Raw genomic sequence first — 23593 nt, 5'->3', positions numbered from 1 at the left:
GGGCTATCAAGTTCTGTCTGTGTTGAAGAAAGCTGAGATGTTCGCAAGCTGACGGTCCCGCCATTCCTGACGGCTGATAAGGTCCGCTTCCGAAATTGCGTTGCGCCGTGCGCGGACGACCTGATCCCGAAGCAGGCCGTCCCATGTTTTCCGGTTGGGCCGCCCTTCCCCGATGTTCGCATAGGCTTCGCCGTAGCGGTCCATGAAACCAGCGACGCCGCCCGGCGCATTCAGGTCAATCGTTTCGAACGGCCCCATGAACGCCCAGCGGCGCGCCAGACCATCCCGTACTGCCCGGTCGACATCATCCACCGTACACACGCCATCGCCAACGAGTGCGAAAGCCTCATCCAGAATGGCCCCCTGAAGACGGTTCATAATGAAGCCCGGAACCTCATCTTTCGCCACGATCGGTTTTTGCCCGATAGCCTGCATGAGCTCGCATGTCTTCTTTATGGCGCGGTCGCTTGTTCCTGGATTGGGTACGATTTCAACAGCTGGGATCAGATGGGGCGGATTGAGCGGGTGAGCAACCAGACATCGCTCCGCTCCTTTCAGGTTCTCCGTGAATTGCGAAGGAAGCAGCGCAGAGGTAGAGCTGGCAATGATCGCATCCGGCTGGCAGAGCGCATCCAGTTCGTCAAACACCCGGGATTTCACCGAAGCGACTTCCGGGGTGTTCTCCTGGACATAGATCGCCTCACAAACCGCATCCTGCATGCTCGGTACGCTGGAAACCCGGCTTAAAACCGCTTGCGGCTCCTGTCCCTCCAGCAGCCCCAGTTCTTTCAAATCATCGAGAGCTGCTTTTAGGAACTGGTACCAATCCTCCGGAAGGGCCGGGTCAAAGACCCGCACCTTAAATCCAGCCCTGGCAAAGGAAATGCTCCAGGATTGGCCGATTATACCGAACCCGATAATCGCGACAGTTTCATCTCGTTGCTGCATAGCGCAGAATTCCTCAAATTAACCGGGATCCGTTGTCCGGATCGAAAAGCAGTATTCCGTCAGGGTCAGCCGTCAGACAGACATCGTCTCCAACGGCCAGGGGGATGTCGCCTGGGCTAACGGAGCGCAAACTCTCACCGCCCTTTGAGACAGTGACGATCGCAAACGCGCCCAGCCGTTCAATGTCGCTCACACACGCCGTATTGGCTCCTTGTTCGGAGACCTGGTGCAAGCGGACAGCTTCCGGGCGCAGCGCAATGCGGCAATCGGGGTACCCACTCTGGATCTGCGGCACCCGGCTTTCGGAAAGCGACTTGAGCGATTCAACGATAAAGTCGGCGAATTGACTGCCGCTCAGCACATTGATCCGGGGCGATCCCATGAGCTCTGCAACATAGACAGAAGCCGGCGCTGCATAGATGCTGTCCGGGCGATCGACTTGAGCGACATGGCCGTTTTCCAGGATGGCCATTTTGTCGGCAACGCTCATTGCTTCATCACAGTCATGGGTGACGTAGATAAAGGTTTTTCCGAGCTCGGACTGCAGCCGCTTCAATTCGACCCGCATGGCATCGCGCAGGCGTGCATCAAGCGCAGCAATCGGTTCGTCCATGAGATAGACAGCAGCCTCCCGGATCAGCGCACGGGCAATTGCCACACGCTGACGTTCTCCCCCGGACAAGGCCGCCGGCTTCTTATGAAGGATATGGCCAATGCTGAGCACATTGGCGAGTTCATCGATTTTGGCCTCGATTTCTGTTTCCGCCGTTCCGCGCCTGCGCATTGGAAACGCGATATTGTCCCTTGCTGTCAGATGCGGAAACAGAGCCAGATTTTGGAAGACCATCGCCAGGTTCCGCTCCCGCGGCGAGGCAAACGTCATATCCTGACCATTGATCAGGATCTTGCCTTCATCCACCTGTTCCAAACCCAACAGGACCCTGAGCAATACGGATTTCCCGGAACCCGGAGGACCAAAAACCGACGTAAACGCGGCTGTATCAATGGTCAAATTGACATCATCGAGCGCGGTGACCGCACCGTAGCGCTTGGTAACGCCTTCCAGACGGATTTCAGCCATAGGCCCGCTCCTTTTCAACAGTCATGCTGGGCGCATCGCAGGGTTTAAGGCGAAGTTCCGTTTCAGGATCAAAAAGATGGCAGCGTGAAAGATCGAAACGCACATAGGTTGCGTCCCCGGAACGAAGCGAAAAACTGCGATCAAACACGCCCAAAAACTTGGTTCCGCCCGATTGGAAGTGCACGATGCGCCGCCGGCCAACGGTTTCCACCAGAGCCACATCCGCTGCGATACAGTCCGGGCCAGGTGTGTTGCTCACCGACAGCGTTTCCGGACGGAACCCAAACAGCAATCCCTGGTAACCCAGTACTTTTGCAGCATTGGCCAAGGGGAGCGGCAGCCTCAAACTGTCCGCAGCCCGGCCGCCGATATGCAGTTCCAGGTTATCGCCCATTTGGTGAAGCGTGCCGCTCACGATGTTCATGCTCGGAGCGCCAATGAACCGGGCAACAAACACATTGGCTGGCCGGGCGTAGATTTCCTCCGGCGTGGCGAACTGCTGGAGATGAGCCTGGTTCATAACCGCGATCTTGTCGGCCAGCCCCATAGCCTCAATCTGGTCATGGGTGACATAGACCATGGTCTGTTTCAGTTCCCGCTGCAGCTCCCGAAGATCGGACCGCATCCGTTCGCGGAAAGCGGCATCAAGGTTGGAAAGCGGCTCATCAAGCAGAAAGATGCTTGGCTCGACAATTGCGGACCGTCCGATGGCAAGCTTTTGCAGTTCGTTCACACTGAGCGAAGACGACTTTTCCTCCAACCGGTGCGACAAGGCCATAAACTCGGCCATCTCACCAACCTTGCGATCGATATCGGCCTGCGAAAGGTTCTTGATGCGCAAACCGAACGCCAAGTTATCGCGCACACTCATGTGCGTGAAAATCGCGTAGTTCTGAAAAACAAACCCCACGCCGCGCTGCTGCACTTTGAGGTTCGTTACGTCCCGATTGTCAAACCGGATGGTCCCGGACGTGATATCCTCAAGACCTGCGATCATGTTCATGGTCGTGGTCTTGCCGCAGCCCGACGGCCCCAGAATTGCAACAAACTCGGCGTTCTGTATCTCCAATGACACGCTGTTGACCGCGGTAAAGTTGCCGTATTTCTTGCTAACGTTTTCCAGCGAAATTCCGGACATCAGTTCGCCTCCGATTTTGCCTGCCCAGCCTTTTGAACGCGGGACAGAATGAGTGCGGTAAGGACACTGAGGGCGACCAGGACGGTGATGCCGATGGCCGCGACGTAGGACCACTCGAGCCCTTGGAAGGTCAGCTTGTAGAGGTAGAGCGAGAGGCTTTGGGTCGCGACTCCCGGGCCGCCACTCGTCATGACAAAGATCTCATCGAAGATTTTCAGGCTTTCGATCACCCGCAAACCAATCGCAATGAAGATCACAGCCTTGATCCGCGGCAACGCGATGTAGCGGAAGCGGACCCACCAGTTGGCACCCAGAATTACGGATGCGCGCATTTGATCTTCCGGCACGCTCATCAGCCCGGCGAACAGGATCAAGAACATCAGCGGCGTCCAATGCCAAACTTCCGCAATGATGATCGCAATGAAGGCGTTGGTAACGTCGGAAAGCCAATTGATCTCGCTGGCACCAGACCAGAACAGACCTAAAAGCGCATTCAACGGGCCGGTTTGCTGAAAGATCAGATGGAAGATGTAGCCGGCAACTGCCGGAACAACCATCATGGGCATCAGGATCAGACTGTAGAACACAGACCGCGCCATGATGCCTTCGTAAAACAACACAGCCAGCAAAAGTCCAAGGAAGAACTCGATGGGAACGGCAATAGCCACGAACAGAACAGTCCGCCAGACAGCCGCCCAAAGATCGGAATCCGACAAAAGATACAGATAGTTATCGAACCAAGCCCAACTCAGATAGGCAAGGTACCAAGGATCTCCGTCCAACGGCGTCCACCAGGTCAGACTGATGTAAATCTGCATAACCAATGGAAAGGCGACAATGAACACCAGCAACAGTTGGGTCGGCAAAATCAGGCGGCGCGCAAGAGTTACTTTCTCTGCTGCGAGCTGGTCGCGGGTGGCGGGCTTTGGAGCGTCTGCTTCAACAGGGATTGTATCGGCAATAGTCATTGTTTCAGGGCTCCGAAAGTGAGACCCCGCACCAGAAACTTCTGGATAGAGATCCCGAGAATGACAGGGGGAATGGCGGCGATGAGGCCTAGAGCAGCCTTAGCGCCAAACAGCTGGCCGCTAGCTGCGGTTGCGAGCGCATTCATATAGACCGGCACGGTGGTCCAATCCTTGCGCGTCAAAAGGAGAGCGATCAGATAGTCCGACCAGTTGAGAATGAAGATAAACAGCGCGGTCGACGCGACGGCGGGCGCCACGATCGGCAAGGTGATCTGATAAAAAGCTTCAAAAGCCGTGCAGCCTTCAACGATCGCCGCTTCTTCAATCTCACGCGGCAAGTCATCGAAATAGGTTTTCATCAACCAGAAGGAAAACGGCATCGTCACAATGCCATAGATGAGCGACAGTCCCCACCAGGTGTCGATCATGCCAAGGAATGCCCACATGATCATGACCGGGATCATCACGGCAAGAGGCGGGAATATCCGCAATTGCAAGAGGGAAAGGCCAATGCTCTCACCAACCTTTTGGCGGCTCACCGCATAGGCTGACGCTGTCCCGCAGATCACCGCGATCAGTGTGCCGATCACCGAGGTCAACAAGCTGGCAAACATCGGCCACCAAACGGTCCTGTCCAGCGACACAGGCTGGTTCATAGCTTCGCCGGTCAGGATGTACTGGAAATTCGACAGCGTCGGATTCTGCGGCAGGAAAGTGATCGCACCCGACGCCGAAGTCCATTCCGCCGGCGGTTTAAACGCCATAGAAATCATCCAGGACACTGGTAAAAGCGCGATAACCGCAACAACGGCCACGACCATGGTTCTGAGTATGAGACTGCCCACGATGCAGCTCTCCTTGTAGCAAGCAGGAACCCTTCCGGGCGCGGCGCTGCCGCGCCCGGTTACAGTTCAATCGGATGTTGTTTGGATCACGCTTTGTCGACGATCGTCGGCCAGGCAGCCCGGCTCTGCTGGATGATCGGGATCATCTTGTCCTCGCCTTTCCGCCGTATGACGCGCTCCCAGCGCTTTGTGGCCGACTGCATCGCATCTTCCGGCGATTTCACCCCGATCAACGCGGCCTGCAGTTCCTCATCCAGCGCTGCATCCAACGCGGTTTGACCCGCGAAGTTAATGGTTGGCGCCGACCGGGCGATGGTTTCCCGAATGGCATCCATCATGTACGGATGATAGGTTTCAGAGACAAATTGCTCTTCGAAGTTCGCTTTTTGGAACGGATCGAAGTAGCCAGCAGGGTTACCCGCCATCCAGGAGTAGGTTCTGGTGGAACTCAACCATTGCAGGAAGAGGTAAGCAGCTTCCGGGTTCTGGCTTCTGGAACTGACTGTCCCGGTAATGTTGTAGTAGATCACGGACCGGCGAACCAGGTCATCACCATGCTGGACACCTGGCGGCATATAGGCGCTCAACATGCCCGTCGCAGGACTTGCAGGAGATCCATCGGCGTTCTTGCGGTCAACGAACTTCGACACATTCGTGTAAGTGGTCAGATGAGCGGTCTGCCCGGATCCAATGCCGTTGTAGCCTTCCGCATAGGTCCAGGACATCACGTCCGGGTGCGACCAATCCTTGGTTTTGACGTACTCGGTCGCCGCCTTGATACCTTCATCGGTATCGAGATTCGGCCGGCCATTCTCGTCGAACCAATACATGTTCGGAACTGCCTGGGCCGCAAAACGTGCATAGAAACGCGGCAAACCCCAGAACGGCGCCATATCATTGCCGTTGCCGTAGATCTTTGTGCCGCCCAAACCGGTCCGTCCGGTAAAGAACGCACTGACCTGATCACTCTCCACCCAAGTATTCGGCACAGCGAGATCACGGCCATGTTCGGCCTGGAAATCCGCCATGTTCTTCGGATCTTCAAAATAGGCCTTGTTGTAGACCCAGGTCTGGAAATCACCATCCAGCGAAGCACCGTAGTAACTGCCGCCATATTTGTAGAGCAGCTCGGCGGTTTGCGCAGTCGGCGTCCCCCGTTCACCATCCGCCCAATCCGGGCGGTGTTTGTCGACCAATTCATCCAAGTTCATGGCTCCGCCAGCTTCGACCAAGTCTCCCAAACTGTTCCAGGGATGGGTGTAGATGTCGAAGGTACCGGACCGGGTGGTGACATCCTGAAGCACGCGGGCCCAGATATCTCCTGCTGGCGCACCCACGATATCAAGTTCTACGCCAGTCTCGGCCTCCCAAACCTCCTTGACTGACGGCCCGGACGGAAAGGGCTTTGTGATTTGGCCGATCGCACCATCGGCGAGCAGCATCGTAATCTTTTTCGGCGCCGCACCATCCGCCACCATTTTCTTCATGGCTTCGATGGCCCGGCCCTCAGAATGGGTCTCATTGTACTGAAACCGCTCGGCACCTGGAAAACCAGAAGGCCCGCCTGTCATTCCAGGCGCCAATTCGGAGGCATGCGCTGCCCCCAAAAACTTTGGATTAATTCCGACCGCGGCAGTGGCCATAAAGGCGGCACTGCCCTTAAGCAGACTTCTGCGTGTACTCGATCCTCTAATCATCTCATCTCCTCCCTAGAGATCGCCGCAGCAACTTCATCGGATGCAAATACACCGTCATTTTGCTGCGACGTGAGGGCTGCAAAATGTCAGAAAACGTTTTCAGTAGTCAAGGTCGATTTTGATATTTTTGAAAATTACCTATTCAATAGCAAGATTAACCATGCAAGAGACCACACCCAGAAACAATCAATAACCCTCTATTACTATATTGTTTTTTATTGATTTTCCACTTGCACGAACCACCTTCCAGCCAACGTCATAAATTTCACCAGCATCAAGACTTGACACACAGATGAGATCAAGAACATATTTCCGAGTGAAAACGTTGTCAGTTTTTCAGTTTGCCAACTCACGCAGGTGTGATGGCAATATGCTGAAAGACACATTTTGGAGAGTCGGGAGGAGACTATGCAGACACTCAAAGGCCCAGGACTGTTTCTCGGGCAATTCGCAGACGACAAACCACCATTCAACTCATTGAGCGCCATTGCAAAATGGTGCGCAGACGGTGGTTTCGAAGCGATCCAGCTGCCGATGTGGGATGGCAGGTTTATCGACCTGGCAAAAGCGGCTGAAAGCAAAGACTATGCAGATGAGTTGAACGGCATCGCAAAAGAAAATGGGGTGGTCATCTGCGACACCGCCAGTCACATTCAAGGACAATTATGTGCGGTCCACCCGGCATATGATGTTTGGATGGACGGCTTGTGCCCGGAAAACGTTCGCGGCAACCGGAAAGCACGCCAGGAATGGGCAATGGACCAGCTGGTGAAATGTGCGCAGGCTTCCAAGAATCTGGGCCTGACCGAACACGCAACCTTTTCCGGCGCACTCGCATGGCCGTTCTGGTACCCGTTCCCGCAGCGCGACGAATCCTTGATCAATGAAGCCTTTGACGAATTGGCGCGGATCTGGACTCCGATCCTCAACACGTTCGACGAGTGCGGCGTCGATCTCTGCTTCGAACTGCACCCGACAGAAGATCTTTATGACGGCGTGACATTTGAGATGTTCTACGAGCGTACCGGCAACCATCCGCGCTGTGCGATCAACTATGACGCCAGCCACTTCGTGAAACAGGGCTTGGACTACATCCAGTTCATCGATTTCTATCATGAGCGGATCAAGATGTTCCACGTCAAGGACAGTGAGTTCAATCCGACCGGCAAACAAGGCTTCCTTTCCGGCTATCAGCCATGGCTGAAGCGGGCTGCCCGTGACCGCAGTCTTGGAGATGGGCAGACCGATTTCGGTCAGGTCTTCTCCAAGTTCACTGAATACGGCTTTGAAGGCTGGTGCGTCTACGAATGGGAAGACTGCATCGAGCACCCGGAAGATGCCGCTCCGAAGGGCGCCCAGTTCATTCGCGATCACATCCGCCGCGTCACCGACAAAACATTCGATGACTTTGCCGGCGGCAAGGGCGACACCAGCGGCGCGCGTGCCATTCTTGGTCTGGAGTAGTCAAGATGGCGATTGAATCCTTTGGAACTGAACGGGCGGCGCGCAAGCTCCGCCTGGGCATGGTCGGCGGCGGCCGCGGCGCGTTTATCGGCGCCGTTCACCGCATGGCTGCACGCCTTGATGACAAATGGGACATCGTGGCGGGCGCGCTTTCCGCAAATCCGGAAAATGCCAAACTGTCCGGTCAGGATCTCGGCCTGAGTGACGACCGGATCTACACCAGCTGGGAAGACATGGCCGAAAAGGAAGCGACCCGGGACGACGGGATCGACGCCGTCTCGATCGTCACCCCCAACCAATTGCACTTTGGCCCTGCGAAGGCGTTTTTAGAGCGCGGCATTAATGTGATCTGCGACAAGCCGATGACGCTTGATCTGGAAGAGGCCAAGGAGCTGGTGAAGATCGCCCGGGCGTCGGAGTGCCAGTTCGTGCTGACCCAGAACAACACCGGCTATCCACTTGTCCGGCAGGCCCGGGCAATGGTCGCGGACGGCACCTTGGGGACCATTCAAGTTGTCCGTGCCTCTTATGTACAGGATTGGCTAACGACTGCTCTCGACCAGGAAGGACAGAAGCAGGCAGCCTGGCGGACCGATCCTAAACAGGCAGGTGCCGGCGGTTCAATCGGTGACATCGGCGTTCACGCCTTCAATCTGGCCTCCTTTATAACGGGCCTGGAACTGGATGAAGTGTGCGCCGACTTGCGGTCCTATGTCCCCAACCGACAGCTGGACGACAATGCCAACGTGCTTCTGCGCTACCAGGGCGGTGCCAGTGGCACCCTTTGGACCAGCCAGGTCGCTCCAGGCAACTACAACAGACTGTCTATTGAGGTCTACGGTACGAAGGGCGGCATTCAATGGGTTGGTGAGGATAACGACAACCTCTACTATACCCCCCTCGGAGAGCCGACCCGGTGCATCACGCGCGGTGGCCCGGGCGCAATGGACGTCGCCAATGCGGCGACCCGGATGCCCCCCCGCCATCCGGAAGGCTACATTGAAGGTTTCGGCAATCTTTATTCCAATGCGGCCGAGATGATTTGGGCCAAGCGGGAAGGCCGCGAGCCGGACCGTTTTGCCACAGATCTTCCAACGGTCGAGGATGGAGCAAGAGGGCTCGCCTTCATCGAAGCATGCGTTCGCTCCAGCCAAAACGGAGCGAGCTGGGAAAAAGTGAGCTGGGGCGCATAACCCCAAATCGCGGCGGCTGGCCTTTAGGTAGCGCACATCCTACAGCCGCCGCGAAACCGCTTTATTTGGAGCAGGATTTCGGGATGGACCAGCAAAGTCAACTTCAATTGCGGCGGCGAAGTGTTTTGCTCCGCGGTCTGGCCGACATCCGCTTGGTAACCGTAAACGACGGCCCGGGCGCCGGCGGACGCCTTTTGGAACTGCGCAGTCCGTCCGGCGTTGCCATGGACATCGCGCTGGACCGCGGCGGCGATATCCTCCGCCTGTCCTTTCGCGGGCAGGAACTGGGTTGGCACAGCGCAAACTCTGCCCCGGCACCCTGGCCGCAACTTGACACTGAGAAGGGCCTCGGTTTCCTGCGCGGATTTGACGGTTTTCTAGTGACTTGCGGCTTGGATCACCATGGCGTCGCGACGGAGACCTCAGCGGCCGATGCGTTGTATCCACTTCGCAAGGAGCATTCGCACCCCCTGCATGGCCGCATCATGGCCTGCAAAGCCGAACTCATTACAAAACACATCAAGTGGGACGACGATCTGATTGAGGTTGTCCTTGTGGTCAGGCAAACCTCCGTTTTCGGCGAAGTATTGGAACTGGAACGGAAAATTTCAGTTGGCCTGTGCCGGCCAGAAATATCAATCTCGGACCGGGTCACCAATAGAGGATATAGACCTACCCGGCACGGCATTCTGTACCACTTTAACATCGGCTACCCGCTTCTGGACCGGAGTGCAAAACTTGTAGGTGAGACTTGGGATTTTCAGCATTTTCTGGACAATGGCTCCGCCGTTCCGTCAGACGATCACGTGGAGATCGTCGATGCCGGGGTCTCGCCAGCTCCAACCGAAAACGGCCTGTCTGTCATTGGCATCGAAAATGAGCTTATGAAGACCCGGTTGCTGCTGAAATTCGATGCCGCCCAGCTTCCCGTCACCGCTTTGTGGAGGGCCTTTCAATCCGGTGTTTTTGCCTTGGGCCTGGAACCTCAAACAAACTTACAAGCAGATGCCCCTCTTTCTGCCGGTGAAACCAGAAAATATGACCTGGAGCTGGTGCTGGAGGAGGTTTAAACACGGACTAAGAATTGAAGCCGTCCAGACATTATATGATTTAGTCGAGTAAACCTCGGGATCGATCCAAAATGAAAAAAGGTCACGCCTCTCCGTCAATCAAAGATGTTGCCAAACACGCCGGTGTATCGATTTCCAGCGTTTCAAGGGTCATCAATGATCGCTCCGGAACGGTTTCCAGTGAAACCCGCCGGCGGGTTCAAGAGGCAATTGACGAGCTCGGCTATCGGCCCAACCGCGCGGGGCGCGCGCTTCGAGGACAAGCCAATGACACCTACGCGCTGGTTATCTCAAACATTCACAACAACTTTTACGCTGCAGTTGCTTGGGAAATTGAACGGATCCTGAATGACCGGGGTCAAGCCTTGCTCATGTTCAATTCCAATGAGGATGTAGCCTTGCAGGACAGGGCATTGGAAGACATGCGCTCCCGCCAAGTTGCCGGGATTTTTATGCTCTGCGCGCTGGAGAGCGACAAGCTCACAGAAGCCAATGATGACTTTCCACTGATCTTCATTAACCGCCGTGTGACATCCATGCCGGATGTACCATTCGTCGGGATCGACGATTATTCTGCGGCGCGGGAAATCACCTCATCTATGCTGCGCATGTATGGACACAGTGCTGCTTTCATCCATGGCCCGCAATCGTCGGATACGAGTTCCAGGCGCTTGAAAGGCATGATGGATGCATGCGCAGATCATGGCAAAACCATCGATGCCAACGATGTTCGCGAAGCGAGCCTCTCTATGGAAAGTGGCTACGAAACCGCCGTCGAGATGCTGTCCCAGAAGCGGTACTCTGCAATCGTTTGCGGCAATGATCAGATTGCCTACGGCGTTTACCGCAGGTGCAGAGAACTGGGGCTGTCCGTCCCCGAAGATGTTGCGATTTTCGGGTTCGATGATAATCCCATGAACCAATGGCTGGCCCCATGGCTCAATACGGTGCGTGTTCCTCACGTCCAGCTCGCCTCATCCGCGCTTGAGCAGATGGAAATCGTTCAGGGCGGTGAAACCGGCCGGAACATCATCCTGCCCTATGACCTCGTCTTGAAGGGGTAGTTGCTTCTTCAATCTTGCAACGCAGGAAGAGTAGCTTCGATCCGGCCGACACCATTTACCAGCTGACTCCGTCTTGGTTGAAGCGCCCCATGCTTCGATGATGGCGAGAGAGTTGGTTGTGCGGGTTCGGAACGGTGATACCCCGATGGCGACCCGGCACGCCTTCCGCGCAGCACCAACAATCAACGACCCGTTGGGCAAATACTGGTCTGATCATGTGCTGGTTCATAACGCGAACACGATCTGACCAGCCCCTCTTGGGTGGGCCGGTTTGATTGTTAGTGCATGACAGAGCTGTAGCCTATCTGTGCGATGGTTTTCGATGTTGGTGGGCGATAAGCGCCTCGATGTTCGAGATTCGCATGTCGGCGGTGTATTGAAAGAAGCGATGCAGGCCGTGTTACGCTTGATTGGCAACGGCCAGAGCCTAAATCTGTAAGTGATTTACTGTGTTTATTTTCCAGGGTCTTGCTTGAAGCTCCGGTTCGCGATTCTAGTTCATTTTGATGCGACATCCTATCGGGGTTTCCTCCGCCAAGACCGTCCCCGCTTGGCGATGTGATTGGCAAGCCCCCCGTGCCAGAGCTGACTTGCCCTGGCTAGAAGGTTCGATAATCAGATCCAAAAGCCTACAAAGGCACTAGAAGCGGCGCGATCAAGGCCATGAAATGGCTCCCCAGCACGGACAAAGGCTATATTGACCTAGAGTTGGGTGTGATGCAAAGGCTCCTCACAGCGCTCCACGCGCAAGCGCAGGCCATCTGTGCAGATCCTGGAGCGCCTCCTGCCCCACCATCCATCGATGGCGCAAAATGGACTAGGATCTGCCGGAAGCCATTCATTGGGATGGCGAACCTGTGGGAAGTGTCCGACGAGCGTGGGCTGCAAGCCGCAAGGATGCAGAACTGGATCAGGACGTTGTTCTGCACGCTCTACGTCATACCGCGGCCAGTTGGGGTGTCCAGAACGCAGAGAGCTTCCAGGATCTGCACGCGCTTGCGGGCTACATCGGAATGAGCCTTGAATTGCTCCTGAACACCTATGGACATCTCAGCCCAATCCACCAGAGGACAGCGGCCAATACGATCTCACGGCGTATGCGTTAGGGAGTTTCTGAGCAGCCCCTGAGGGGTACACCTGCTAAGTCATTGAAAAGAATGGTGGGCGATGAGAGACTCGAACTCCCGACATCTTCGGTGTAAACGAAGCGCTCTACCAACTGAGCTAATCGCCCTCAACGAGGTGAGATGCCTTTTATGGGCTCCCTCTCCGCTTGGCAAGTGCGAAATTGAAGAATTTCAAAAAACGCGGTTTGCCTGTGGATGATTTTAGATGACCTGCTGCGAAAAGAGGTTGTTTTCTAACGATTTCTCTGGGGGGGCGTGACAGAAGGTCAGCGGAACCGATAGGCAAACTCCAGCATATTTGTCAGGCCTTCTCGTGGATTGTCCTGCGCCATGCCTTGAGAATTGAAAAAACTCACCAGCCGGTTGATGCCTTGCTGATCGGAAGGGCCGCGCGGCGGCATCTGGCCCATCAGCTTTGCGGCGATCAACCAGGATAGTTTCCGCCCATAGCGTTCCTGGTTGGCATAAAACTCCGGATTGCTGGCAGCCTTTTCAAACATGCGGCCCCAGGCCTGATTGACCTGGTCATTGATCGCTTCGATCCGGATGAACCCTGCCCCGCCCGGACTGCGCGCGCGGTTCAACAGATGATCGATGTTGTAGCCCGCCAGATCCGCCGGTTTCGCGTCGATCTTGTAAACCTGTTTGACAAAGCCGAGCCAGGCCTTCTGGTAGCCCGAATAGCTCGCCCGCACCCACACACTAGCGTTGGTATCGGGATTGCCGTCACGGCGCACGACAATGGCGTTCTTTAAGCTTCTGCGGCCGGACTTCTCCGTCTCGACCTCCAGGTCCAAATCATCGAGAAAAGCGTGGCGGCGCAGGTCTTCAATGTTTTCCACCTGGACCTGTTGAAAAGAATCGGCCTTCCAGGCTTCAAAAAGGGCAATCCGCCTTTGACTGATCACTGCATGAAGCGGCATCGCGGTAATCCAACAGCTATAATACCTATGGTTACAATAGTTGAGAGTGCCCGCTCCCTGCAAGGTTCCCGTCATCTTGAGCAGATTTGAACCCATCAAGTGACCCCGTATTGTTCAAAAATGCTCTAGTCAAAACACCAAAAGAAAAACCCCGCCCTTGATCACTCAAGCACGGGGTTCTTGGGTCTTTATGACCTCTGAGAACGATTAAGCGTTCACAGCGTCCTTCAGGCCTTTACCAGCCTTGAATTTCGGCGTCTTAGAAGCCGGGATCTGGATCGTTTCGCCAGTCCGCGGGTTCCGGCCTTCGGTAGCAGCACGTTCGGAAACAGTGAAGTTACCAAAACCGATGATGCGGACTTCGCCGCCGCCTTTCAGCGTTTCAGTGACAGCTTCAAAAGATGCGTCAACTGCTTCGCCTGCCTGTGCCTTTGTCAGGCCGGTCTTTTCTGCGACAGCTGCGATCAGATCGTTCTTATTCATAGCAGATACCTTTCTAAGAAACGGACGTATGCCGACGATTCCTGTCAGCGCCGTTGCGCGAAATTCGCGAGATTTGAGACGAAACGCAAGAGGTTTTTTCGCAGAAAACAGCCATTTTGACCAATTATTCAAAAGAAAAGCCCCGGTTTGGCCGGGGCTTGACATTTTATACATTGTTTGAGCGGATTTAGTGGGCAACGACACCTGTTGTGTCGTCATCCGAACTTCCCGCCTTGGTTGCAGCTTCCGCTGCATCCGCGTCCCATTCAATCGGCTCCGGCAAACGTACAAGAGCGTGTTTGAGGACTTCTTCCATGCCGGAAACCGGGATGATTTCGAGCGAGTTTTTCACCGTGTCCGGAATATCCGCCAGATCCTTGGCGTTGTCTTCCGGGATCATGACCAGCTTGATACCTCCACGCAGGGCTGCAAGGAGTTTTTCCTTCAATCCACCGATCGGCAGAACCCGGCCGCGCAAGGTGATTTCACCTGTCATGGCCACATCGCGTTTGACCGGAATGCCGGTCATGGTCGAGATCACTGCGGTTGCCATGGCGATACCGGCAGACGGACCATCCTTCGGCGTTGCCCCTTCCGGCACGTGCACGTGGATGTCGCGTTTGTCGAAGCTCGGCGGTTCGATGCCGAAATCAACGGACCGGGAGCGTACGTAAGACGCTGCCGCGGAAATCGATTCCTTCATCACGTCCTTCAAGTTGCCGGTAACGGTCATTTTGCCTTTGCCCGGCATCATGACACCTTCGATCGTCAGCAACTCGCCGCCAACTTCCGTCCAAGCGAGACCGGTAACAACACCGACCTGATCTTCAAGTTCGGCTTCACCATAGCGGTACCGCGGCACACCGAGGTATTCCTCGACGAGCTCCGGAGTAACCGTGATGCTTTCCTTGTCGCTCATCAGGATATCCTTGACCGATTTACGGGCAAGGGTCGCCATTTCGCGTTCCAGGTTCCGCACCCCGGCTTCACGGGTATAGCGGCGCACCACTTTTTGAAGCGCCTCGTCTTCAATCGTGAATTCGCCGTCCCGCAGGCCGTGGTCTTTTTCAGCCTTCGGAATGAGGTGACGGCGGCAGATTTCCACCTTCTCTTCTTCCGTATAGCCGGCAATCCGGATGATCTCCATCCGGTCCATCAAGGGACCAGGGATGTTCAGCGTGTTGGCCGTCGTCACGAACATCACGTCCGACAGATCGTATTCGACCTCCAGATAGTGATCCATGAAGGAAGAGTTCTGTTCCGGATCCAGGACCTCAAGCAGTGCGGATGACGGATCGCCGCGGAAATCCATGCCCATCTTGTCGATCTCATCGAGCAGGAAGAGCGGGTTGGATTTTTTGGCTTTTTTCATCGACTGGATGACCTTGCCCGGCATGGAGCCGATGTAGGTCCGCCGGTGGCCACGGATCTCCGCTTCATCGCGTACACCGCCCAGCGACATACGTACGAATTCACGGCCCGTTGCCTTGGCAATCGACTTACCAAGCGAGGTTTTACCGACACCTGGAGGGCCAACTAGGCAGAGGATCGGACCACGCAATTTGTTGGCCCGGCTTTGAACCGCCAGATATTCGACAATCCGCTCCTTGACCTTATCGAGGCCATAGTGATCAGTGTCGAGCACCGTCTCGGCGAAGCTGAGATCGTGTTTGACCTTTGATTTCTTTGACCAAGGAATGCCGATCAGCCAGTCCAGATAGTTCCGTACCACGGTCGCTTCCGCGGACATCGGGCTCATCTGTTTCAGCTTCTTGATCTCGGCAGCGGCACGTTCGCGCGCTTCCTTGGTCAGCTTGGTCTTTTTGATCTTTTCTTCGAGTTCGGCAATCTCGTCTTTGCCGTCTTCGCTGTCACCCAGCTCCTTCTGAATGGCCTTCATCTGCTCATTCAGATAGTACTCGCGCTGGGTCTTCTCCATCTGGCGCTTGACGCGCGAACGGATGCGTTTTTCCACTTGCAGGACGGAAATTTCGCTTTCCATCATGCCAAGGACACGCTCAAGCCGTTCGGAGACGGAAACGACGCCGAGGATTTCCTGTTTTTCTGGGATCTTGATCGCCAGATGTGAGGCAATCGTGTCGGCCAGTTTCGAATAATCGTCGATCTGATTGACCGCGCCGAGAACTTCCGGAGAAACCTTCTTGTTCAGTTTCACATAGTTCTCAAACTCGGCGATCACGGAGCGTGCCAAAGCTTCCACTTCGATGTTTTCGCCGTCTTTTTCAGGCAAAACAGTCGCTGTGGCTTCGAAATAGTCTGAACGGTCGGAATACTCACCGATTTGCGCACGCGCACCGCCCTCGACCAACACTTTGACAGTGTTGTCCGGCAACTTCAGCAGCTGCAAAACGGTTGCCAGCGTACCGACGTTGTAGATCTGGTCCGGATTGGGATCATCGTCCGCGGCATTCATCTGCGTCGCAAGGAGAATGTGCTTGTCGGTGGTCATCACCTCTTCAAGCGCCTTGATCGACTTCTCACGGCCAACGAACAGCGGAACGATCATATGTGGGAAGACGACAATATCGCGCAGGGGCAAGACGGGATACACAGACGTTGAGTCTGGATCAGTGGCGCGGATTTCTGCGTCGCTCATTTTTTTTCCTTTCTCGGCGTGTTCCGGCCCCACTCATTAAAAGGCAGCCAGAGACACTGGAAAACGGCTTTCAGCGGTATTTGCCGAGGGCCGGATCGTAAACACCCCGGATGGGCGTGCCGACGATCCGCACAAGCCGTCCTTTCGCTCTATTAGGTGGCTACCTGCCGCCCCGGTGTCAAGGCAATCGCGTCTTAAGAAACGGACTTGTCTGTTGACGACTCACCAGCACGGTGGATAACGCACCCCAAACCAAATTGGCTGTGCAAAAAACAAAAATGCCGCCCCCGAAAGAGCGGCACTTTCAAACGTCTAAACTTAAGCGCTTGCCGCTAGCTTACGCGCTCGTAGCAGAGGTTTCTTCGCGGTCTTCGTAGATGTACAAAGGACGCGCTTCGCCATTCACCACTTCTGGTGAAATGACGACTTCCTTGACGCCCTTCAGACCCGGCAGCTCGTACATGGTATCGAGCAAGATGGATTCCAGAATGGACCGCAAACCACGGGCACCGGTCTTGCGCTCGATCGCTTTTTGCGCGATCGCCCGCAGCGCGTCCTCGTGGAAAGACAGTTCGACCTGCTCCATCTCGAACAGACGCTGATACTGCTTGACGAGCGCGTTTTTCGGCTCGGTCAAAATAGTGATCAGCGCATCTTCGTCGAGGTCTTCCAGCGTGGCGATGACCGGCAAACGGCCAACGAATTCCGGAATAAGACCAAACTTCAGAAGATCTTCCGGCTCCAGCTCGGAGAAGAGCTCACCGATCCGGCGGTCTTCAGGTGCATGCACCTGTGCCTGGAAGCCAATGGATGTCTGGGTGCCGCGGTCGGAGATGATCTTATCAAGTCCCGCAAAGGCCCCACCACAGATGAACAGCATATTGGTGGTGTCCACCTGCAGGAACTCCTGCTGCGGGTGTTTCCGGCCACCCTGTGGCGGAACGGAGGCCACCGTGCCTTCCATGATCTTCAAGAGCGCTTGCTGGACGCCCTCACCCGACACATCGCGTGTGATCGAAGGGTTGTCGGCCTTGCGGCTGATCTTGTCGATCTCATCGATGTAGACGATGCCGCGCTGCGCACGTTCGACGTTGTAGTCGGCAGATTGCAGCAGCTTCAGGATGATGTTTTCAACGTCTTCACCGACATAACCGGCTTCGGTCAATGTGGTTGCGTCCGCCATGGTGAACGGCACGTCGAGGATACGGGCCAAGGTCTGCGCGAGCAGTGTCTTGCCGCAACCTGTCGGACCGACCAGAAGAATGTTGGACTTGGCCAGTTCAACATCATTGTTCTTGGTGGCGTGGTTTAGACGCTTGTAATGGTTGTGAACGGCGACCGACAGGACCTTCTTCGCACTGCCCTGACCAATGACATAGTCATCCAGAACATCGCGGATTTCCTGAGGGGTCGGGATTCCGTCCCGAGATTTTACCAGCGAGGATTTGTTTTCCTCGCGGATGATATCCATGCACAGCTCGACACATTCATCGCAAATGAAAACAGTCGGGCCGGCGATCAGCTTGCGGACCTCGTGCTGGCTTTTGCCGCAGAAGGAGCAGTAGAGCGTATTCTTGGAATCGCTGCCGCTGGCCTTGGTCATGTAATCAACCTCGCGTTTCTGGGGCCTTCACCCCTTATCTTCCCGGATTTGGCCCAATAGAGCCAGATCCGAACTGAAAGCGTTAGACACCTAAAGTGCCGCACTTTCCTGTAGGATGTCACCATGGTTCGCCGTTAAAAATCAATATAGGTTTAAGGCGAAGGTGAAAACCCTGTATTACCTATGGATTTTTCCGGCAAAACCACGGGAAATCGCCCCGTGATTATTGCACAAACCCGCAAATTACGACGTTTCTTCGCCGCCCAGGCTCATCCGATCCGTGATGACCTTGTCAACAATGCCAAATTCCTTGGCTTTGTCGGCGGTCATAAAGTTGTCGCGCTCCAGCGCTTCTTCAACCTGATCCAAGCTTTGGCCGGTGTGTTTCACGTAAATTTCATTGAGCCGGCGTTTCATGGCCAGGATTTCCTGAGCATGCAGCATGATGTCGGCTGCCTGACCGCGGAAACCGCCGGACGGCTGATGAACCATGACGCGGGCATTCGGCAAAATGAAGCGCATGTCCTTTTCACCAGCAGCCAAAAGCAGAGAGCCCATGGACGCAGCCTGACCAATGCAGAGCGTTGACACCGAGGGGCGAATGAACTGCATGGTGTCGTAAATCGCGAGACCGGAGGTCACCAAACCACCCGGCGAATTGATGTAAATCGCGATTTCTTTAGACGGGTTTTCCGCTTCCAGATACAGAAGCTGTGCGCTCACCAGCGTTGCCATGTGATCTTCGACCGGTCCGGTCAGGAAGATGATGCGCTCCTTCAGCAAGCGCGAGTAGATATCGAAGGCCCGCTCGCCCCGGTTCGTCTGTTCGACAACCATCGGCACGAGAGTGTTCATGTAGATATCGACAGGATCCTTCATACCTCATCCATATGCTTGAGATGTTGCCCAAGGGTCTTGGGCAGAACACAGACCATGAAAGCGCATCGTTTCATGGCCCAATTCGAAAAAAGCGACATCCCATATATAGGGATGCCGCCCTCAACGCAAAGTCATGGCAGATGCGGCGTGAAAGCAAAGTTAAAGTTGCCGCCGCATCTGGGGATTATCTGGGAAAAAACGCCTTACGCGTCGTCTTCATCCTCAGAAACAAGCTTTTCCAGCTCTTCCTTGGTCACCGTCTTGTCGCTGACTTTTGCCAGCTCGAGCATGAAGTCGACGACTTTTTCCTCGTAGATCGGTGCGCGCAGAGACGCGAGCGCCTGCTGGTTGTTCTTGTAGAATTCGAACACCTGCTGTTCTTGACCCGGGAACTGACGGACCCGGTCATAAAGCGCACGCTGCATTTCTTCTTCGGTGACCTGAATGTCGTTCTTTTCACCGATTTCAGACAGAACCAGACCCAAACGGACACGGCGTTCAGCAATCTTGCGGTACTCCGCTTTAGCTTCTTCTTCCGTGGTCTCTTCGTCTTCGAAGGTCTTTTCGTTGCGCTTCATGTCTTCTTCGACCTGCTGCCAAACGACCTGGAACTCAGATTCCAGCAGTTTTTCCGGCAGTTCGAAAGAATAATGCTCATCGAGCTTGTCGAGCAGCTGACGCTTAACGCGCTGGCGGGTCATCTGGCCAAACTGGCCTTCGATCTGGCCGCGGACGATTTCCTTCAGCTTGTCGAGCGACTCAAGGCCGAGACCTTTTGCAAACTCGTCGTCGATCGCAGCTTCGCCTGGTGCACCAACTTCCTTGACGACAACGTCAAAGGTCGCTGCTTTTCCAGCCAGATGGGCAGCCGGGTAGTCTTCCGGGAAAGTTACTTCAACAACCTTCTCGTCGCCTGCCTTGGTGCCGATCAGCTGATCTTCAAAGCCCGGGATAAACTGGCCTGAGCCCAGAACGAGCTGACCGTTTTCGTCAGCGCCGCCTTCAAAAGGCTCGCCGTCGACTTTGCCGAGGTAAGACATGGTGACACGGTCACCGTCTTCCGCAGCGCCGTCTTTCGCTTCAAACGGTGTGTTGTTCTTGGCAATGTCAGCAACCTGGCCGTCGACTTCCTCATCGGCGATCTCGACGATCGGACGCTCGATCTCAAAGCCGCCGAAGTCCACGATTTCGAAGTCCGGCAGAACGTCATAAGTCATTTTGAAGGACAGGTCGGCATCGCCAGCCAGGATCTTTTCAGCTTCTTCGTCCGGCAGATCGATTTCCGGTGTCAGCGCCGGGCGCTCGGAGCGCTCTTCAACGGCCTTCTGAGTGGTTTCCTGGATGGTGTTCGACAGGATCTCAGCCATTGCTTGGCGGCCATACATCTTCTTCAGATGCGCGACCGGAACCTTGCCCGGACGGAAGCCCTTGATGTTGGCCTTGGACTTCATGTCGTCCATGTATTCATCGAGTTTGGCTGCCAGATCGCCAGCTGGAATGTCGATCTTCAGCTCGCGCTTGAGGCCCTCGGCGAGGGTTTCGGTTACCTGCATGGGTTTTGCTTCGTCCTCGGTCCTGAGCGGCAATGCGCCCTGGAGGTGTTGATTATCAAAATTTCCGTGTGCCGCACCGCCCACTCCCCTTTTTGCAGGAGCATTCCAATAGCGATGCACGCCTTAAGCAGAGCCCAAGACGCACGATGGGAGCGCGATAAAGGCTGGGGGCGAAAGTGTCAAGTCTTGCGGGCGATGAACCACCCGTTATTGACGCAGAAAACGGCTGGATTCTATTCAATCAGAGATCCGGGAGATGGCATTGTGCCACCCTGTTCGTTTCCCGGTCGTGTTAAACCCGCTTAGACCGCGTCCTCAATTCCGATGCCGGCAATTGATTGGCTGGTCTACCCAGCGGTACAATTTGTCTTTGAAGGTATTCAGGAATTTTATCTCGACCTTGCGGCTTTCCAAACAAATATCCTTGCGCTGTATGGCAGCCAAAGCTAGCGAATTGCTCCCTCTGCTCATGTGTCTCAATGCCCTCAATGGTAACAACAGCGCCAAGCTGCGCAGCGATCTTGACCACCATTTTGACGACATTGCGAACATCTTCAGAAGATCCGGCGGAAATCACAAAACTGCGGTCAATCTTGATTTCATCCCAAGCGAATTTTGCCAGGTAGGACAAACCTGAATACCCGGTCCCAAAATCATCCAAAGAGACTCGAATTCCCATGTTTTGAAACTGGCGCAGAACGGCGACGGTACGATCTAGGTCGGAAATCAAAACACTTTCAGTAATTTCCAGTTTCAGCCTGTGCGGATCAAGCCCAGTTTCGTCCAAGACCTTGCGCACGTCGCGAACAATGTCTGACCGCAAAATCTGCGACATAGAGAGATTCACGGAAATGGCAGCGTCAAATTCCCAACTGACCGCCTCGCGGCACGCCAGAAGCAAAATATGGCCACCAATATCAACAATGTCTCCAGTCGTTTCCGCAATCGAGATGAACTCATCTGGCGCAACTTGACCAAGCTCTGGATGGGTCCATCTCGCCAAAGCTTCAAATCCCACACACCGGCCAGATTGAATATCGAAGAAAGGCTGAAACACCGGTCGGATCTCATGATTTCGTGCAGCCGACGGCAGCGCGTCCTCCACCGCCTCCCTGCGCTTCATTTTCGTTCTCAAAGCGTTGTTATAGGCGACCGCGCGCCGCTTCCCGCGCAATTTGGCTTCAGTCAGGGCAAGATCGGCATCCATAATCAGAGGAACAAATGCTTCTTGCTGGTTGTTTGACTCCGCATAGCCAATCGACAATCCGAGGCTCACTTTCCCGGCTTCAGTTTCCATCGGCACATCCAAAGACTGCAACAGACTTCTGGCAAAATCAGGCAAGGACCAATCCGGATCACAATTCTCCAGAATGATCAGAAACTCATCCCCCCCTACTCGCGCAACCATTCCCGCTGCTCCGGACACTTCAACGGCTCTTGTCAAATGCTGGCCAACCGCCTTCAGGGCTGCGTCGCCGACGGTATGACCCAACATATCATTGATGCGTTTGAAACCATCTAAGTCCGTCGCAAGAACGCACACCCGTTGCGGCTTTTGTTGCGCGCTTGCCAGGGCCGTCAACTTTTCATCGACAGCAGTCCGGTTTGGCAGCCCTGTTACCGGATCGTGTTTTGCCAAGTGAGCAAATTTCTGCGCATTTGCATCTGCCAGATCAGATGCAGATTTAAGCGATACGTTTTGCCTAATCGCCACAAAAAACAACAGTGCACCAAGCCCCATAAGGAATTCCGAGATCCGCCTTTGAATTTGTTGCTGGTGCTGCAATTCTTCGCGGGCTGCGGCTGCCCGGTTCATACTCGTTTCATGCGATAACGATCCTAAATTATGAAAAATTTTCGAAAGTTGATTTGATTTCTCCATCAGCTCTTTACGCCCAGCGTTTGCTGTGTGCTCTGAAATCAAATCCTCAATGTCTACTATGACTTGTTTGGCATGTGCTAATCGCTCAATTCGATCAGTGTCTTCATTTACAAATTCACCAAAGGACCCCTGGCTCCATGTCCCCACGCGGCTTTTTACGATCGCAATTTGGAGATCAACACGCGCTTTTCCAGCATCATCTAGGAGAAGCAGATACGAGCTTAAGGCTGATTTCAGTTTTTCTACTTCGATGCGGCCATTGGCGCCATTCCAAGACGTGTCATGACGCATAGCCTGTTTGATCGACAGGCGTGCATTGTCGAAGGATGCAATATTGAGCGCTGTGAGCGACCCGAATATCAACACCCCGGCTATCAAGTAAATCTGCCAAGAAAACTGGATTTTTGGCCACTGCATCCCGATAGCCTATTTCACGAGGATCTTGTTGGCCTGCCAAACGGATCTCGAGAAATAGATTTCACTTTGAAGCTTCGTGTCTGAATCAAAGGGATAGATGACAAAAAGCGGCCCCTTGTCTTCAACTCCCATGTGTTTTCCATTCAGTTTCAGGGCAAGAATGGGGTTGAATTCTTCAAGGTCCTTCATCGGAATTGTCGCAGAATAATCATTGAGCGCGAAGACAGTTAGATCGTTACCAAGTGCCCCGACATGCGCCAACAAGCTCTTCAGCGGAACTCCTTCAAAACGCACCACCCCATCATGCCATGGCGTTGTTGTGGCGATTTCCGTTGACCCGAGAGCTTCCAAGGCACTGCGCGTAAACAGGACCTCCCCGTCCACCGAAACATTGCCGCTGATTTCCAAAATGACCTGTTCCTCAGCATCGGCAACGGTCGACCATTGACCAACGATAAGAACAGCAACAAGTATTCCCGACAGACCTTTCCAAAAACAGGAAATCATTCAATTCTCCAACAATTTCACAAAACCAACTATTGCCCATCTGCAATATATTTGAAAATTATTTTTGTAAATTTGCGGTTATCACTTACAATTAATCAAAGATTACATATTGTTTTATTGTTCATTTTCCGATT

General features: G+C 54.5%; 20 protein-coding genes and 1 tRNA gene. 6 read left to right on the top strand and 15 right to left on the bottom strand.

What is annotated here, in order from left to right; all coding sequences use genetic code 11:
- Nucleotides 1-6 precede the first annotated feature (6 nt).
- The 6 genes from FJ695_RS16130 to FJ695_RS16105 all read right to left on the bottom strand — a co-directional run bounded on the left by FJ695_RS16130 (nt 7) and on the right by FJ695_RS16105 (nt 6677).
- Nucleotides 7-948 carry a 3-hydroxyacyl-CoA dehydrogenase gene (locus FJ695_RS16130; RefSeq protein ID WP_141186400.1) on the bottom strand — a complete coding sequence of 314 codons (942 nt, stop codon included), beginning with the start codon at nt 946-948 and terminating at the stop codon, nt 7-9.
- A 13-nt stretch (nt 949-961) separates the two neighbouring features.
- Nucleotides 962-2029, bottom strand: coding sequence for an ABC transporter ATP-binding protein (locus FJ695_RS16125; protein WP_168206387.1), 1068 nt, complete (start codon nt 2027-2029; stop codon nt 962-964).
- On the bottom strand, nt 2022-3167 hold the full coding sequence (locus FJ695_RS16120) for an ABC transporter ATP-binding protein (protein WP_141186399.1): 1146 nt from the start codon (nt 3165-3167) through the stop codon (nt 2022-2024). Before FJ695_RS16120 ends, FJ695_RS16125 begins: the two co-directional genes overlap by 8 nt.
- A complete protein-coding gene (locus tag FJ695_RS16115) occupies nt 3167-4135 on the bottom strand; it encodes a carbohydrate ABC transporter permease (RefSeq protein ID WP_141186398.1) in 969 nt (322 codons plus the stop codon). Before FJ695_RS16115 ends, FJ695_RS16120 begins: the two co-directional genes overlap by 1 nt.
- The gene (locus FJ695_RS16110; RefSeq protein ID WP_141186397.1) at nt 4132-4980 is read right to left on the bottom strand and encodes a carbohydrate ABC transporter permease; all 849 of its coding nucleotides are present in this window, start codon (nt 4978-4980) and stop codon (nt 4132-4134) included. The genes FJ695_RS16115 and FJ695_RS16110 overlap by 4 nt, the downstream gene beginning before the upstream one ends.
- 86 nt (nt 4981-5066) lie before the next feature.
- Entirely contained in the window at nt 5067-6677 is a 1611-nt protein-coding gene (locus FJ695_RS16105) for an ABC transporter substrate-binding protein (protein ID WP_209010683.1), read from the bottom strand.
- Between the two features lie 408 nt (nt 6678-7085).
- On the opposite strand from FJ695_RS16105, the gene FJ695_RS16100 reads away from it, so the two are divergent.
- The 6 genes from FJ695_RS16100 to FJ695_RS16080 all read left to right on the top strand — a co-directional run bounded on the left by FJ695_RS16100 (nt 7086) and on the right by FJ695_RS16080 (nt 12574).
- On the top strand, nt 7086-8141 hold the full coding sequence (locus FJ695_RS16100; RefSeq protein WP_141186396.1) for a sugar phosphate isomerase/epimerase: 1056 nt from the start codon (nt 7086-7088) through the stop codon (nt 8139-8141).
- A 5-nt stretch (nt 8142-8146) separates the two neighbouring features.
- Nucleotides 8147-9334, top strand: a complete 1188-nt coding sequence (locus FJ695_RS16095; protein WP_141186395.1) for a Gfo/Idh/MocA family protein — start codon at nt 8147-8149, stop codon at nt 9332-9334.
- An 83-nt stretch (nt 9335-9417) separates the two neighbouring features.
- Nucleotides 9418-10404 carry an aldose 1-epimerase family protein gene (locus FJ695_RS16090; RefSeq protein ID WP_168206386.1) on the top strand — a complete coding sequence of 329 codons (987 nt, stop codon included), beginning with the start codon at nt 9418-9420 and terminating at the stop codon, nt 10402-10404.
- A gap of 71 nt (nt 10405-10475) precedes the next feature.
- Nucleotides 10476-11468 carry a LacI family DNA-binding transcriptional regulator gene (locus FJ695_RS16085; protein ID WP_141186393.1) on the top strand — a complete coding sequence of 331 codons (993 nt, stop codon included), beginning with the start codon at nt 10476-10478 and terminating at the stop codon, nt 11466-11468.
- Nucleotides 11469-11586: 118 nt separating this feature from the next.
- Complete coding sequence (locus FJ695_RS28410; protein ID WP_256370125.1) at nt 11587-11715, top strand: hypothetical protein; 129 nt, start codon at nt 11587-11589, stop codon at nt 11713-11715.
- Nucleotides 11716-12325: 610 nt separating this feature from the next.
- Nucleotides 12326-12574 (top strand): hypothetical protein, encoded by a 249-nt coding sequence (locus FJ695_RS16080; RefSeq protein WP_141186392.1) that lies wholly within the window; start codon nt 12326-12328, stop codon nt 12572-12574.
- 52 nt (nt 12575-12626) lie between these two features.
- On the opposite strand, the gene FJ695_RS16075 is transcribed toward FJ695_RS16080, so the two are convergent.
- The 9 genes from FJ695_RS16075 to FJ695_RS16035 all read right to left on the bottom strand — a co-directional run bounded on the left by FJ695_RS16075 (nt 12627) and on the right by FJ695_RS16035 (nt 23459).
- A tRNA-Val gene (locus FJ695_RS16075) sits at nt 12627-12702 on the bottom strand.
- Nucleotides 12703-12861: 159 nt separating this feature from the next.
- A complete protein-coding gene (locus tag FJ695_RS16070; RefSeq protein ID WP_141186391.1) occupies nt 12862-13518 on the bottom strand; it encodes a hypothetical protein in 657 nt (218 codons plus the stop codon).
- A gap of 207 nt (nt 13519-13725) precedes the next feature.
- The gene (locus FJ695_RS16065) at nt 13726-14001 is read right to left on the bottom strand and encodes an HU family DNA-binding protein (protein ID WP_141186390.1); all 276 of its coding nucleotides are present in this window, start codon (nt 13999-14001) and stop codon (nt 13726-13728) included.
- Between the two features lie 187 nt (nt 14002-14188).
- Nucleotides 14189-16618, bottom strand: coding sequence for an endopeptidase La (lon, locus tag FJ695_RS16060; protein ID WP_141186389.1), 2430 nt, complete (start codon nt 16616-16618; stop codon nt 14189-14191).
- 337 nt (nt 16619-16955) lie between these two features.
- Nucleotides 16956-18221, bottom strand: coding sequence for an ATP-dependent Clp protease ATP-binding subunit ClpX (gene clpX / locus FJ695_RS16055; RefSeq protein WP_141186388.1), 1266 nt, complete (start codon nt 18219-18221; stop codon nt 16956-16958).
- Nucleotides 18222-18464: 243 nt separating this feature from the next.
- Nucleotides 18465-19100, bottom strand: coding sequence for an ATP-dependent Clp protease proteolytic subunit (locus FJ695_RS16050; RefSeq protein WP_141186387.1), 636 nt, complete (start codon nt 19098-19100; stop codon nt 18465-18467).
- A gap of 203 nt (nt 19101-19303) precedes the next feature.
- Nucleotides 19304-20653: a trigger factor gene (gene tig, locus FJ695_RS16045; RefSeq protein WP_141186386.1), complete on the bottom strand. Its 1350-nt coding sequence runs from the start codon at nt 20651-20653 to the stop codon at nt 19304-19306.
- Between the two features lie 292 nt (nt 20654-20945).
- Entirely contained in the window at nt 20946-22952 is a 2007-nt protein-coding gene (locus FJ695_RS16040) for a bifunctional diguanylate cyclase/phosphodiesterase (RefSeq protein WP_141186385.1), read from the bottom strand.
- 9 nt (nt 22953-22961) lie between these two features.
- Nucleotides 22962-23459, bottom strand: a complete 498-nt coding sequence (locus tag FJ695_RS16035) for a molybdopterin-dependent oxidoreductase (protein WP_141186384.1) — start codon at nt 23457-23459, stop codon at nt 22962-22964.
- Nucleotides 23460-23593: the final 134 nt, after the last annotated feature.

This window comes from Labrenzia sp. PHM005 (genome assembly GCF_006517275.1).
GTDB lineage: Bacteria > Pseudomonadota > Alphaproteobacteria > Rhizobiales > Stappiaceae > Roseibium.
Note: the sequence above shows the minus strand (reverse complement) of the source record. Positions and strands in the feature narration are given on the sequence as shown.

What these genes read in the sequence shown, in the direction of transcription:
- FJ695_RS16130 (WP_141186400.1), bottom strand. Translation starts at nt 948, where the DNA reads ATGCAGCAACGAGATGAAACTGTCGCGATTATCGGGTTCGGTATAATC.
- FJ695_RS16125 (WP_168206387.1), bottom strand. Translation starts at nt 2,029, where the DNA reads ATGGCTGAAATCCGTCTGGAAGGCGTTACCAAGCGCTACGGTGCGGTC.
- FJ695_RS16120 (WP_141186399.1), bottom strand. Translation starts at nt 3,167, where the DNA reads ATGTCCGGAATTTCGCTGGAAAACGTTAGCAAGAAATACGGCAACTTT.
- FJ695_RS16115 (WP_141186398.1), bottom strand. Translation starts at nt 4,135, where the DNA reads ATGACTATTGCCGATACAATCCCTGTTGAAGCAGACGCTCCAAAGCCC.
- FJ695_RS16105 (WP_209010683.1), bottom strand. Translation starts at nt 6,677, where the DNA reads ATGATTAGAGGATCGAGTACACGCAGAAGTCTGCTTAAGGGCAGTGCC.
- FJ695_RS16100 (WP_141186396.1), top strand. Translation starts at nt 7,086, where the DNA reads ATGCAGACACTCAAAGGCCCAGGACTGTTTCTCGGGCAATTCGCAGAC.
- FJ695_RS16095 (WP_141186395.1), top strand. Translation starts at nt 8,147, where the DNA reads ATGGCGATTGAATCCTTTGGAACTGAACGGGCGGCGCGCAAGCTCCGC.
- FJ695_RS16090 (WP_168206386.1), top strand. Translation starts at nt 9,418, where the DNA reads ATGGACCAGCAAAGTCAACTTCAATTGCGGCGGCGAAGTGTTTTGCTC.
- FJ695_RS16085 (WP_141186393.1), top strand. Translation starts at nt 10,476, where the DNA reads ATGAAAAAAGGTCACGCCTCTCCGTCAATCAAAGATGTTGCCAAACAC.
- FJ695_RS16070 (WP_141186391.1), bottom strand. Translation starts at nt 13,518, where the DNA reads ATGCCGCTTCATGCAGTGATCAGTCAAAGGCGGATTGCCCTTTTTGAA.
- FJ695_RS16065 (WP_141186390.1), bottom strand. Translation starts at nt 14,001, where the DNA reads ATGAATAAGAACGATCTGATCGCAGCTGTCGCAGAAAAGACCGGCCTG.
- lon (WP_141186389.1), bottom strand. Translation starts at nt 16,618, where the DNA reads ATGAGCGACGCAGAAATCCGCGCCACTGATCCAGACTCAACGTCTGTG.
- clpX (WP_141186388.1), bottom strand. Translation starts at nt 18,221, where the DNA reads ATGACCAAGGCCAGCGGCAGCGATTCCAAGAATACGCTCTACTGCTCC.
- FJ695_RS16050 (WP_141186387.1), bottom strand. Translation starts at nt 19,100, where the DNA reads ATGAAGGATCCTGTCGATATCTACATGAACACTCTCGTGCCGATGGTT.
- tig (WP_141186386.1), bottom strand. Translation starts at nt 20,653, where the DNA reads ATGCAGGTAACCGAAACCCTCGCCGAGGGCCTCAAGCGCGAGCTGAAG.
- FJ695_RS16040 (WP_141186385.1), bottom strand. Translation starts at nt 22,952, where the DNA reads ATGCAGTGGCCAAAAATCCAGTTTTCTTGGCAGATTTACTTGATAGCC.
- FJ695_RS16035 (WP_141186384.1), bottom strand. Translation starts at nt 23,459, where the DNA reads ATGATTTCCTGTTTTTGGAAAGGTCTGTCGGGAATACTTGTTGCTGTT.